Raw genomic sequence first — 12,810 nt, forward strand, 5'->3', positions numbered from 1 at the left:
CTTTATTGTTTTTTCTTATTCTACCATTATTATCATATTTTTAAAATCTAAAAGTATCTCTTTGCAATTTTTGAAATAGTCAACTCCTAAATAGCCATTGTATTTGCCATTAGCATTCTTCATGATAGAAAACTTATGCATATTTGTTTTGTGTTTATCAATAATTAAAGAGAAATCAGCTATTGAATAGCTTTTATTAACTATAAATCCACTTATTCCACCAGCCTTGACAGAATCTTCTTTAAGTTTTAGCTCTCCCAATTTATCTTTGTTTTGTTGATAGAAATCATAATTAATATATCCTTCCATAGTCATACCTGTATCACAGAATAAAAGTAAACGAAGATTATTATAGAAAGCTTCTACTCCAACACTACCCATGAAATTAATCATATTAGAAGGTCGTTTTTGGATATTTAAATCTTGTGAAAGAGGTGGGAATATTATTTTCTGTTCTTTAGGGTATATTATTGTTTGACCTATAACTTCCATGAAAGGATTACCTAATACAGCTTCCATAGTATATACCAACGAATCTGTTTTGGGAAAAATATTGTCAAGTATATTAACTTTTACATTAGTGTAGGTAATATTACCTATTCTGAGTGTATCTACAACTCCCACTTTTGAATAGACAATGTCACCTGATATACCTGTTATGGACATGGAGTCTGCTACAACCTTTATGTGGTGCTTTTTTGCAAATGAGGTCGAAACCATATGAATTGCTGCTCCGGTATCAAATATAAAAGGTTCTTTTGTTCCATTTATTTCTACTGGAATGTACCAATAGTGGTTTGCACCTTTTATGTCTGTAATCATGTCTATAATAACTTCAGAGTTAGGAGATTGTCTTATGACTTCGCTCTTAGGCGTATTGCTTAGATTTTTGTACCCTTTGTAGTAATTATATATCATTGTCTGCATTTCTGTGTCTTTATCGTAGTCGTTCACTTTTTTTAGAGTTTCAGCAGCCTCTTTATATTTTCCTATTTTAGATAATTGTTCCGCCTTTATTATTGTATAAGCTATAACCGCAGATGAACCCAAATCTGCTGAATAGTTATTTAATAAAGAATCAAGTAGGCTTATAGCCTCATGTGGTTGATTAAATGCGCAATTTATACCAGCTTCAGCCATTAATCCTATCATTGGATATGCTAAACTATCCTTTATAGTAGGATAGACCCTTTTTAGTTCCAAATAATCGTACGTGTTGATCAAATCTGCAACTTTTTGATCAGTATATTGAGCATATGATGAAAAACATAGACTCAGAATTACTAAAATCAAGCTTGTTCTTTTCATAATATTATGGTGTTGTTTACAAATATGGTAAGTCTTATAGATGATAGCAAATATTCTTTTCCAAAATTTGTTAATCTTGTTTAAGGTGCTTGAAGTATTTTAAATTAATTTGGTAGAATATTAATTTGGTTTTCTTTTTATCAAGAAATATCGTTCTACACTTGGTTCCATATTTTGACCCCGTTTTACAAGTACATATCCACGTAGTTTCTCTAACAACAAGTCAAGAGGGAGCATACGTCATTGACAACCGGTCTTCACTAAATAAAAGATTGCATTCCAAATCATTCGTAAATCATATTTTCGCTTTCTTGCTTGCGGGTTCAACACTTTTGTTATATATTGCCACTCTGTTTTCGTTAAATCAGTTTGATACATCTTTTTTTAAGTTTGGTCACTTCAAAGAAAGCAACTATCAGACTGATATGGAAACTTTGTTAGGAATTTTCTTTACTGCCTCTAAACAAACTGCAAAATGCAGTAGTATTGGAAGGTCTGGAAATGAAGGTGATTTTCGGGGGAAGCGGGTCTTCGTTGTGCCCAGATGGTTATCCGTATGTATTCAGGTGTTCTAATGGCAATCTACATTGTTGCAAAGTTAATTCAGAGTCTGTTTGTTGTCCATAATAGACAACTTACTCTTTATTAAATGCTTATCATCTATTTTGGCGGATGATAAGGCTCTGTTAATTAATTAAAATTGAAGATCATGAATATGAGAAAAGTATTTTATTTAGTCTTATCACTTGTAATTGCAAGTTGCACCTCTAATAAGGAACTGCAAGAGAAACTGGCATTTATTGATGTCACCAAAGAATATCCCGAAAAGAAAATTGAGCTCACCGATATTGCGGATGTCTCTTATCTGTACCTCAATTCGAAAAATGATGATTATCTCTATAAAGGCAGCATTGATTATGTAACCGAAAACAATATTATTGTTATAGACCGCTCTCAGAACAGCGTGCTGTTTTTCTCAAAAGAGGGAAATCCCAAATCACATTTTAACCGTAGGGGACAGGGATCGGAAGAATACAGAGATGCATATTCGGTAATGTATGACGAAGCAAATGATGAAGTGTTTGTTTCGCCCGACTTTAGCGATCATATTATGGTCTATTCATCATTGGGTGAATTCAAAAGGAAAATAAATTTACCTCAGACGAATGTTAACGGACAAATGGCTTTGTTTGACGATGTGTCCATATTGGTGTATGATAACACGAAATTGTGGAAATCTATCATGCAAAGCAATGCCCCAGATATAGTACAAACCATTGATTCAGCTTTCTTTCTTATTTCTAAATTGGATGGTACAGTGCTGGATTATATCTCACTACCAAACAAAAATATAGATCTGAGTTATAAAGATTTGAACAGTGTATTTACTGGTCAGGTGAGTTACGGACGTGTGAGAAAGTCGGCTGACGGATTACTTTTATACAATCCTGAATCCGACACCGTTTTTCATTACAGCAAAGAAAAGCGTTTAACTCCATATATGCACAAAAAACCAATATTGAGCAGTCAAACCTCAATGACGGTTATGGATATCTGCATGGATGCGGGAAAATATCAGTTTATAGCGGTTTACCCTTATCGGGAAACAGCGAAATCTCCGACACCAAAGTATTATATGCGCAACAAAGCAACAGGAGAACTGTTTCGCCCAAAAATAACTCTTTCCGATTTTGAAGGAAAAGAGTTGTATATCAATCCCCGGCTTTTAAATTATTATGAACATGCATACCACTTTGAACTGGATTTTGCTGAACTCGAAGAAGCATATTACAAAAACAAGCTCAGCGGTAAACTCAAAGAACAGGTTGCTTCACTTCTTGAAGATGAGGAAAGTAATAATGTTTTTGTGTTTGCGGATTTTTATTGATAAAAACACACCTTCTGGGGTTGTTTTCAATATTGAGTGATTTGTAAAAAGAGTTACAGATAAGCCTGGACTACATGAAGAGATGATATTACATGTCGTACCAAGATCAATACAATATTTTAGTAATTGCCAACAAGTCTTCAAACTACAAAACAATGACTTTTCTCGTAGCGCACTCAGCGATAATACTCATTATTAAATATTTAATAGAGGGGGAAGTTTACAAAAGTCCCGCCCACTCCTGGTTGGTTAGTGTGGGGAGCTGATCTGTTTCTGTGATGAAAGTTTCCGCCAGTTTTCGTTTTTCCTCTTGTAGCTGTATGATTTTCTCTTCTATGCTTCCTTGCGTGATGAAACGGTAGGCAATTACTTGTTTGTCTTGTCCGATACGGTGCGCGCGGGCAATGGCCTGTGCTTCGGCTGCCGGGTTCCACCAGGGATCGATGATGAACACATAGTCTGCTTGTGTCAGGTTGAGGCCCACTCCTCCGGCTTTTAGTGAGATAAGGAAAGCTTGTATCCTGGGGTCACGGCTAAAGCGTGCAATCTCTTCCGGGCGATTGGTAGAAGAGCCTGTTAGAAGAGCATAATCCCATTGACGTTTACGAAACTCATCGGCCACCAACTCCAGATGTTTAACGAAAGAAGAAAAAATCAATACCTTATGGCCTTCGCTCCGGAGTGTTTCGAAGGTCTCTATAATCAGGTTTAGTTTACCGGATTCACCGATGAAACCGGGTAAAATCATCTGCGGATGGCAAGCGAGTTGCCTTAAACGGAGAATCCCGTTGAGTACTATGAGCGGTTGCTGACCCTTCTCTGCGGTCTGTTCCAGCAGAATGTTCCGGAGACTGTTCTTTTCATGTTGGTAGAGCTCGTTCTGTTTCTTTGCCATGTCGCAATAAATCACTTCTTCGGTTAATGACGGTAGTTCCGGAGCTACTTCCTGCTTGCTTCTGCGTAGTATAAATGGGGAAATGAGTTGTCGTAGACGAAACTTCATCCGTTCGTCACCTTGACGGATGGCGTTGATGAACTGTTTGCTGAACGCTGTCTCGTTTCCTAAAAGTTCAGGCTGTAGAAAATGAAACTGTGCCCAAAGATCCTTCAGGGAATTCTCAATAGGAGTTCCTGTCAGAATTAGCCTGTGTTTACTTTGTAATTGTATCGCTGAACGGAATGTAAGTGATTCGCTGTTTTTTATGTTTTGACTTTCATCGAGAACTATGTACTCAAACTTATATTGGGATAAAGTCGCAATATTATTGCGCATCGTGCCATAAGTGGTAAAGACCAGATGATATTGGTCGAAGTGCTTTGACAAGCGATTGATTTCATTGGCGGAGTTTCCGTTATATTCCGTCATTGACAGGCTGGTAAAACGGGATGCTTCCCGTTTCCAATTATGCAAAAGCGAGGTGGGCACAACAATAAGGGTGGCATGCAGGCGTGGTGTCTGGCTTTTCTTTTGATTTAGTACAGCACATTGCAAATCGTTTTGTCCGCTTCGGGAGGCGTTGGGGGCTTCGGTTTTTACCGGAAAAAGTGATAACTGTCCCTTTTCATCGAAGAAAGCTTCCTTTTGCACAGGAGAGCCTTGAGTATTTTCTTTCTCTTCCAGGCTGTTTGTTTCCTGATTTGTTGAGGCGGCTGTTCCCGGTTTGTAGATGTATTGTAAAAGTGTAAGGGTTTGCAAGGTCTTTCCAAGGCCCATATCATCGGCCAGACATCCTTCGAATCTTTCGAGGTATAGGTTTGCCATCCATGAGAAACCTTTCTGCTGATAGGGGCGAAGATTGGCCTTGAGTCCTGCAGGTACAGGGATTGGTTTCTCCAATCGGACACCGGTTGCTATACCTGGACCTTTTTCCAGGATCGATTTTATTACACCCACAAAAGGACGCTTCAGTCGGATGTTCTTACCTGATTCTTTACCTATCTCAAGCAGATTGGCGTATTTGGTGAACCATTCTTCGGGGAGGAGGATAATGCGTCCGTCAGAGAGGGGATATTCCCTGTTGTTGTCCAGTATATTTTTGCGGAATCGGCTAAAGGGAATTTTCTGATTGTCTATGACGACATTGATATGTAATTCGAACCAGTCGGGGCCATCTTCGTAATCCTGTTCTATCCGGATATCCGGAAGATAGTATGGCTTCTTGTGCGTATCACTTGATAAGATAAACTTTTCCAGTAGCATTTCCCGGTGACGGCTGACCCACTCGGTAATGTTTTTTTCGGGAGCGATAGGCGATAGTTTGAAATGGGAATCACTGACACATTGTAATCCGGCTTTTTGAAGCAGACGGATTGCCTGCTTCTCGGCAGCTGAGTTACGTTGGAAATAGTGGATGACAGTTTGTCCATTCTCTTGCCCCTGGAAGATGATTTTCTTGATTCCATCGGAACCATGAGGTGAAAAAGTCCGGTCTCCATAACGAAAATCAAGCCGTAACAAAGTATCATTATAGATTGTATCTTCAAGGTAGAGATAAGCATCACACGGACGTCTTTCTCTGATCACTTTGACTCCTTGAATATTGATTTCATGGTAATATGCAAGGGGAATCATGATATTGTCTATGTATTTTTCAGTCAATGAAGCGTCCACGCTGATACGTTCTTTCTTGGTGAAAGGCAGTAAGCGTGAAGCTTCAATATGGGGGACAGTAAATAAATCCATACCCAGCAATAAGGTGGCAGGATTGGAGGTGAGGACAGTGACAGGTTTTTGTTCCATCAGTGAAACCGGCAGGTCGTCATAGTAGCATTGCAGTTGATAGCTGAAATGTTCCTCGGTTACTTTAAAAGAGAAATGGGCTTCTAAATCGTGGGGATGGACACGGTATGCATGGTGTTCATAGAGTTGCTTGCTTCCACTTGGTTTCTGATAAAACGGAAGTTGTCTGGTGCGTATCAGTTCTAACATCTCCAACAGTTTTTTCTCTATGAAAGGACGGATTTGTTCTTTAAGTTTGTTATTGTCCTCGGCCAGTTTGCGGAGGAATTTAGGGACTGTTTTTTCACGGGAATAGACTCCCATCAGATATTTTTCAGTATAATGAGAAGCAATGTCAATGGCTTTTTGTTCTGCTTCATTCATTTTTTTGATCGCATCGGGAGAGGCATGGAAAGCTTGTTCGATCACTTCCAACGTGTTGTCAGGGGTTCGGCTGACAGTGTAGGGGATGAGTAATATCCCCAGAACAGGGTGCTCTACGAGTACAATGACAACTTGGTTGGTGGAAAGTGCTTTTTTCATTCTGTCCGGTTTGGAAGGTCAAAGATACGGGATTTTATGTAATTTTGCGGTATGATGGAGGAAAACAAACGAGTCTTATTGGGAATGAGCGGTGGTACGGATAGCTCTGTGGCTGCCATGCTATTACTTGAAGCCGGTTATGAAGTAACGGGAGTTACCTTTCGTTTCTATGAGTTTAATGATTCTACGGAATACTTGGAAGATGCCCGTGCATTAGCAACTCGCTTAGGTATCGAACACATCACTTATGATGCGCGCGAGATTTTCCGGAAGAAAATTGTTGATTACTTTATCGATGAATATATGGCCGGACATACTCCGGTCCCCTGTACTCTTTGCAACAACTGGTTAAAATGGCCTTTGTTGGCCAAGATTGCCGATGAAATGGGTATTTTCTATTTAGCTACCGGTCATTATGTGAGAAAGAAATGGATGGACGGAAGCTATTATATTACGCTTGCCGCAGATCCGGATAAAGACCAGTCATTTTTTCTGTGGGGATTAAAACAGGATATTTTGCAACGTATGTTGCTTCCGATGGGTGAGATGACTAAACCTGAAGCACGTGCTTATGCTGCCGGAAGAGGTTTTGAGAAAGTTTCAAAAAAGAAAGATAGCATCGGGGTTTGTTTCTGTCCACTTGATTACCGTAGTTTTCTGAAAAAGCATCTTTGCGATGCGGGAGGCGACAGGAGCAATAAAATAATCCGGGAAGTGGGCAAAGGCAGATTCCTCGATGAAAGCGGCAATTTTATTGCCTGGCATGAGGGATATCCTTTTTATACTATAGGGCAACGCAGGGGGTTAGGCATCCAACTGAACCGTGCTGTTTTTGTAAAGGAGATCCATCCTGAAACCAATGAAGTGATATTGGCTCCTTTAAAGTCCCTTGAAAAGTCAGAGATGTGGTTGAAAGACTGGAATATAATCAACGAATCCCGCCTGCTGGGCTATGATGATATTATTGTGAGAATACGTTATAGGAAACAGGAAAACCATTGTTCTGTCACAATCACTCCGGAGGGATTATTGCATATACAACTACACGAACCTTTGTCCGCCATTGCAGAAGGACAAGCAGCCGCTTTCTATAAGGATGGTTTGTTGTTGGGAGGAGGGATTATAACGATGGATGATGAACGATGAATCGTATGCGGATAGCACACAGCCCATTCATCGTTCATCGTTTATCGTTCATTGTTTATTGTTTATTCAAAGCAATCATTTCTTCAATGTAGTCTCTTGTATTGCTGAGTCTCGGTACTTTATGCTGACCACCTAATTTCCCTTTTTGAGCTAACCAGTCATGGAAAAGTCCTTTGCGTGCGACAATCACTTCCAATGGTTGGAGAGCGATATCTTTCCATCGTTTTGCTTCGTAGTCGGAGTTTACTTCTTTCAGTGTAGTGTCCAGTACCGCCGCAAATCTTTCGATGGAATCGGGCATTTTGGCAAACTCAATAAGCCATTGATGACGGCATTTGGCATTTTCATCCATAAATACGGGGGCAGCGGAATATTCGCTGACTTGGGCACCAGTTTCAGCACATGCTTTGGCAAGCCCTTTTTCTGCATTATCTACGATCAGCTCTTCACCAAAAGCATTGATGAAGTGCTTGGTACGTCCTGTAATGACGAACTTATACGGATTCTTTCTGGTGAATTTCACAGTATCTCCGATCATGTACCGCCATAATCCGCAGGAAGTGGAGATCACCATAGCATAATTTTTATTTAGCTCTACTTCTTCAAGGCAATAGGTGCGGGGATTCTCTTTTTCCACATCCTCCAAAGGAATAAATTCGTAGAAAATACCATAGTCAATCATCAATAACATAGATGGGTCGGAGAAATCGTTTTGTGTCCCGAAATATCCTTCCGATGCATTGTAGGTTTCGACATAATGCATTTTAGAAGAATGAATGACTTGCTTATATTGTTCACGGTAAGGGGTAAAAGCGACGCCTCCATGGAAGAATACTTCCAGATTGGGCCATACTTCTTCCAAGGTCTGCTTGCCTGTTTTTTCAAGAATACGTTTGATTAAGACCAGCATCCAGGAAGGAACACCCGAAAGATTGGTTACATCCACCGGTATGGTGCTGTTGGCGATAGCTTCAATTTTGGTTTCCCATTCGTCCATTAATGCTATTTGCTTGCTTGGCACACGTATCAGGTTGATCAGCGGACTTACATTCTGGATCAATATGGCTGAAAGGTCACCTACCAGACTATGGTTGGAGTTCAGGTTCGGACTATGGCTGCCTCCCAGAATCAGTCCTTTACCGGAAAAAAAACGGCTGTCGGGATTCATGCGGAAGTAGATTGCGGCCGCGTCTTTTCCTCCCCGGTAATGAATATCCTGCAAGGCCTCTTTGCTAACCGGAAGAAACTTGCTTTTATCGTTTGTGGTGCCCGAGGATTTTGCAAACCAGCGTATTTCTGAAGGCCACAATAGGTTTTGTTCGCCTGCACGGAGACGTTCCACATAGGGCTTTACTTCTTCGTAGGTTTGTATGGGGAGTCGGTTTTTAAAGTCTTCGTAGTTGCGGATAGATTTATAATCATACTTTTTTCCCCATTCGGTATTCTCTGCCTGTTTTACCAGACGACTCAATACCCGGTGTTGTATTTCTCCGGCTTGTGTATCGTAAAGATCTATGGCTTTTAAACGGGAATCAAAAACTTTGCTTATAATCTTTGTAATATTCATTGCTCTTTAACATATAATGTTTAGTCGTGCAAAAATAGCCTTAATTATCTTTTTTTTCTATCTTTACGACGGAAATAATAGTTAAAAGTGAAGATATGTCATGCTTTTGTATGTAATAGAGTAGCTTTTTTCTTTTAAATACGTAATATTCAATAAAAAAAGAGCAGCAATGAAGATTGGAATTCTTACATCAGGCGGCGATTGCCCCGGTATAAACGCTACAATTCGTGGGGTATGCAAAACGGCCATTAATCATTATGGAATGGAAGTTGTGGGGATTCACAGTGGTTTTCAGGGATTGCTGACGAAAGAGATAGAATCGTTTACTGAAAAATCCTTGTCCGGATTGTTAAACCTGGGTGGTACTATGTTGGGAACTTCACGCGAGAAGCCGTTCCGTAAGCAAGGTATTATTTCGGATGTGGATAAACCGGCGCTGATACAACGTAATATTGCTGAATTGGGACTTGATTGCGTGGTGTGTATCGGTGGAAATGGTACGCAAAAGACTGCCGCAAAATTTGCAGCGATGGGAATTAATATCGTTTCTGTTCCTAAGACGATTGATAATGATATCTGGGGTACGGATATCTCTTTCGGATTCGATTCGGCAGTGAGCATTGCTACAGATGCTATCGACCGGCTTCACTCTACGGCAAGCTCTCACAAGCGGGTGATGGTAATCGAAGTGATGGGGCATAAAGCAGGATGGATTGCTCTATACTCGGGTATGGCAGGAGGAGGAGATGTAATCCTGGTTCCGGAGATACCTTATAATATAAAAAATATAGGGGATACAATTTTAAATCGTTTAAAAAAGGGGAAACCTTATTCGATTGTGGTCGTTGCCGAAGGTATCCAAACTGATGGGCGTAAGCGTGCTGCCGAATACATCGCCCAGGAAATTGAATATGAGACAGGTATTGAGACGCGTGAAACGGTGCTTGGCTATATTCAGCGCGGTGGCTCACCTACACCTTTCGACCGTAACTTATCTACCCGAATGGGAGGGCATGCAACGGAGCTGATTGCTAATGGGCAGTTTGGACGTATGATTGCATTGAAAGGTGATGAAATATCTTCCGTTGCATTAGAAGAAGTAGCCGGAAAGTTGAAATTAGTGACTGAAGAACATGACCTTGTTGTACAAGGGCGCAGGATGGGAATATGCTTCGGATAATAATCGGAGGTGTTTAGACTATATACTGATATTTTCAGTTGATGTTATTTTATCAACTTGCGGAGATTCCTCTGTCTGGTTTATTTCAGGATCGTCGGGTGTATCTTCTGTGGAGATATTATTCTGTACTTTGGCTTCTTGTACACCTGCCATGAACTCAGGATCCCCTTTGATTTTTTTGAGAGCCATCTGTGCGGCATTCTGTTGTGATTCCTTTTTGGAGTATCCTGTACCGGCTCCTCCGAGTATGCCTTCAATCCGGACTTCTGTCTGAAACACAGGATTATTCTCTTTGTCAAGGAACTGTTCTATTAGTTCGAAAGAAACTTCCATCTTGTTTTTCTGGCTCCATTCAATCAGTTTAGACTTGAAGTTCACCTCTTTGCGTGAGAGTTTGTCCAGATCTATATAGGGCTCGATGATTTTCTTCTGCATAAACTGTTTGCAACATTCATATCCCCGGTCAAGATAAATGGCTCCAATAAAAGCTTCGAACGCATTCCCATACATATAGCTGTTGTGGGAAGAAGAACGTGTAGAATATTTGATAAGTTTGTCCAGGCCTATTTCGACGGCGAGTTTATTCAAGGTTTCGCGCTGGACGATTTTAGAGCGGGTGTTCGTCAGGAATCCCTCTCTTTTACCTTCGAAATGTTGATAGACAATATCTCCTACAATGGCGTCAAGAATGGCGTCACCAAGGAATTCCAGGCGTTCGTTGTTCAACGGGCGTCCTTTGTCCGAACGTACTGCCGTTGATTTATGCAGGAGAGCCTGCTCGTATAGCCGGATGTTGCGTGGATAGAATCCAAGTATGCGATAAAAACAAAAATAAGACTCTCTATCCTTACAGAACAGGAGCCTTATCTTATCTATTTTATTACGTAACACGACTTTATTCAGCGTATTTCTTGAAGATTACACAAGCATTGTGACCGCCAAATCCGAATGTATTCGAAAGGGCAACGTTAACTTCACGTTTCTGTGCTTTGTTGAACGTGAAATTAAGGTTATAGTCGATGTTCTCGTCGTTATCACCTTCGGCATGATTGATAGTCGGAGGAACGATGCCGTTCTTAATGGCAAGGATACTTGCAATAGACTCTACCGCACCGGCAGCACCCAACAAGTGACCTGTCATTGATTTGGTTGAACTGATATTCAACTCAAAAGCATGTTCGCCAAATACTTCCTTGATTGCTTTGGCTTCCGATATATCACCCACCGGAGTGGATGTACCATGAACGTTGATGTAATCCACTTCTTTAGGATCCATTTCTGCATCTTCCAGGGCATTCATCATCACCAGTTTTGCACCAAGTCCTTCCGGATGAGATGCTGTCAGGTGGTGAGCGTCAGCAGACATACCTACACCGGCTACTTCTGCATATATTTTTGCGCCACGGGCTTTTGCATGTTCAAGTTCTTCAAGAATCAAACATCCTCCACCTTCACCCATTACAAAGCCGTCGCGGCTTGCGCTGAACGGACGAGAGGCAGATTCTGGTTCGTCGTTACGAGTAGACAATGCATGCATAGCGTTGAAACCTCCTACACCGGCCGCGGCGATAGCTGCTTCTGAACCACCGGATACAATCACGTTTGCTTTACCCAAACGGATCAGGTTGAACGCATCGGCAATAGCGTTAGTAGAAGTTGCACATGCAGAGCAGGTTGCGTAGTTCGGACCGTGGAAACCATACATGATTGAAATCTGTCCGGAAGCAATATCTGAAATCATTTTAGGAATGAAGAACGGATTGAACTTAGGACCGTTTTCTTTATGAAGTGCGTAATTGCTTACCTCGTCTTCAAATGTCTGTATGCCACCAATGCCAGCACCGAATATAACGCCAATTTTATTCAAGTCCTCAACTTCAATATCAAGGCCGGAGTCGGCAACAGCTTCTTTGGCTACGGCTACAGCAAGTTGGGTGTACCGATCCATTTTACGTGCCTCTTTGCGGTCTATATATTTGCTTGCATCAAAGTCTTTTACTTCACATGCAAATTGAGTCTTGAATTGTGATGCATCGAAATGAGTAATAGGTCCTGCTCCACTAACCCCGTTCACAAGGTTCTCCCAGAATTCCGGGACACTATTGCCAACAGGAGTAATGGCGCCCAGACCTGTTACTACAACTCTTTTTAATTCCATACTTATGCAGTCGAATTACTTAGCGTGTTCTTCGATGTAAGTTACAGCATCCTGTACTGTGCCAATCTTTTCAGCCTGGTCATCAGGAATAGAGATACCGAATTCTTTTTCGAATTCCATGATAAGTTCTACAGTGTCAAGAGAATCAGCTCCCAGGTCGTTAGTGAAGCTTGCTGTTTCTGTAACTTCTGATTCTTCTACGCCCAATTTATCGACGATAATCGCTTTCACTCTTGATGCAATTTCAGACATAACTTTAAGTTTTTAATTAATAATTAGTTTTATTTCTTTAAATTTGCGG

The 12,810-nt window shown here is 40.8% G+C and carries 10 protein-coding genes; 3 read left to right on the forward strand and 7 right to left on the reverse strand.

The window, feature by feature from the left end:
• Positions 1–15 precede the first annotated feature (15 nt).
• Together FDF36_RS12750 and FDF36_RS12755 are read right to left on the reverse strand one after the other, a co-directional pair.
• On the reverse strand, positions 16–1,308 hold the full coding sequence (locus FDF36_RS12750; RefSeq protein ID WP_220391570.1) for a retropepsin-like aspartic protease: 1,293 nt from the start codon (positions 1,306–1,308) through the stop codon (positions 16–18).
• 240 nt (positions 1,309–1,548) lie between these two features.
• The gene (locus FDF36_RS12755) at positions 1,549–1,686 is read right to left on the reverse strand and encodes a transposase (RefSeq protein ID WP_032530644.1); all 138 of its coding nucleotides are present in this window, start codon (positions 1,684–1,686) and stop codon (positions 1,549–1,551) included.
• 331 nt (positions 1,687–2,017) lie between these two features.
• Here FDF36_RS12755 and FDF36_RS12760 point away from each other — a divergent pair, with 331 nt between their 5' ends.
• Positions 2,018–3,196 carry a 6-bladed beta-propeller gene (locus FDF36_RS12760; RefSeq protein ID WP_032541632.1) on the forward strand — a complete coding sequence of 393 codons (1,179 nt, stop codon included), beginning with the start codon at positions 2,018–2,020 and terminating at the stop codon, positions 3,194–3,196.
• A 220-nt stretch (positions 3,197–3,416) separates the two neighbouring features.
• Here FDF36_RS12760 and FDF36_RS12765 read toward each other — a convergent pair whose 3' ends face one another.
• Positions 3,417–6,458 (reverse strand): DEAD/DEAH box helicase, encoded by a 3,042-nt coding sequence (locus FDF36_RS12765; RefSeq protein WP_220391571.1) that lies wholly within the window; start codon positions 6,456–6,458, stop codon positions 3,417–3,419.
• Between the two features lie 54 nt (positions 6,459–6,512).
• Here FDF36_RS12765 and mnmA point away from each other — a divergent pair, with 54 nt between their 5' ends.
• On the forward strand, positions 6,513–7,604 hold the full coding sequence (gene mnmA / locus FDF36_RS12770) for a tRNA 2-thiouridine(34) synthase MnmA (RefSeq protein ID WP_032541678.1): 1,092 nt from the start codon (positions 6,513–6,515) through the stop codon (positions 7,602–7,604).
• Between the two features lie 55 nt (positions 7,605–7,659).
• Here mnmA and FDF36_RS12775 read toward each other — a convergent pair whose 3' ends face one another.
• Positions 7,660–9,171 (reverse strand): GH3 auxin-responsive promoter family protein, encoded by a 1,512-nt coding sequence (locus tag FDF36_RS12775; protein WP_220391572.1) that lies wholly within the window; start codon positions 9,169–9,171, stop codon positions 7,660–7,662.
• 169 nt (positions 9,172–9,340) lie between these two features.
• Between FDF36_RS12775 and FDF36_RS12780 the strand changes: the two genes are divergently transcribed.
• The gene (locus FDF36_RS12780; RefSeq protein ID WP_009291360.1) at positions 9,341–10,351 is read left to right on the forward strand and encodes an ATP-dependent 6-phosphofructokinase; all 1,011 of its coding nucleotides are present in this window, start codon (positions 9,341–9,343) and stop codon (positions 10,349–10,351) included.
• 18 nt (positions 10,352–10,369) lie between these two features.
• On the opposite strand, the gene rnc is transcribed toward FDF36_RS12780, so the two are convergent.
• From rnc to FDF36_RS12795, 3 genes are read right to left on the reverse strand one after another with little or no spacing between them, the layout of a single operon-like run.
• A complete protein-coding gene (gene rnc / locus FDF36_RS12785; protein ID WP_220391573.1) occupies positions 10,370–11,242 on the reverse strand; it encodes a ribonuclease III in 873 nt (290 codons plus the stop codon).
• Positions 11,243–11,246: 4 nt separating this feature from the next.
• Entirely contained in the window at positions 11,247–12,509 is a 1,263-nt protein-coding gene (fabF, locus tag FDF36_RS12790) for a beta-ketoacyl-ACP synthase II (RefSeq protein ID WP_220391574.1), read from the reverse strand.
• Positions 12,510–12,524: 15 nt separating this feature from the next.
• On the reverse strand, positions 12,525–12,761 hold the full coding sequence (locus FDF36_RS12795) for an acyl carrier protein (protein WP_220391575.1): 237 nt from the start codon (positions 12,759–12,761) through the stop codon (positions 12,525–12,527).
• Between the last annotated feature and the right edge of the window lie 49 nt (positions 12,762–12,810).

Origin of the sequence: Bacteroides fragilis, assembly GCF_019583405.1 — a bacterium.
GTDB classification, from domain to species: domain Bacteria; phylum Bacteroidota; class Bacteroidia; order Bacteroidales; family Bacteroidaceae; genus Bacteroides; species Bacteroides fragilis_B.

What these genes read in the sequence shown, in the direction of transcription:
- FDF36_RS12755 (WP_032530644.1), bottom strand. Translation starts at nt 1,686, where the DNA reads ATGTATCAAACTGATTTAACGAAAACAGAGTGGCAATATATAACAAAA.
- FDF36_RS12780 (WP_009291360.1), top strand. Translation starts at nt 9,341, where the DNA reads ATGAAGATTGGAATTCTTACATCAGGCGGCGATTGCCCCGGTATAAAC.
- FDF36_RS12795 (WP_220391575.1), bottom strand. Translation starts at nt 12,761, where the DNA reads ATGTCTGAAATTGCATCAAGAGTGAAAGCGATTATCGTCGATAAATTG.
- FDF36_RS12750 (WP_220391570.1), bottom strand. Translation starts at nt 1,308, where the DNA reads ATGAAAAGAACAAGCTTGATTTTAGTAATTCTGAGTCTATGTTTTTCA.
- fabF (WP_220391574.1), bottom strand. Translation starts at nt 12,509, where the DNA reads ATGGAATTAAAAAGAGTTGTAGTAACAGGTCTGGGCGCCATTACTCCT.
- FDF36_RS12775 (WP_220391572.1), bottom strand. Translation starts at nt 9,171, where the DNA reads ATGAATATTACAAAGATTATAAGCAAAGTTTTTGATTCCCGTTTAAAA.
- FDF36_RS12760 (WP_032541632.1), top strand. Translation starts at nt 2,018, where the DNA reads ATGAATATGAGAAAAGTATTTTATTTAGTCTTATCACTTGTAATTGCA.
- FDF36_RS12765 (WP_220391571.1), bottom strand. Translation starts at nt 6,458, where the DNA reads ATGAAAAAAGCACTTTCCACCAACCAAGTTGTCATTGTACTCGTAGAG.
- mnmA (WP_032541678.1), top strand. Translation starts at nt 6,513, where the DNA reads ATGGAGGAAAACAAACGAGTCTTATTGGGAATGAGCGGTGGTACGGAT.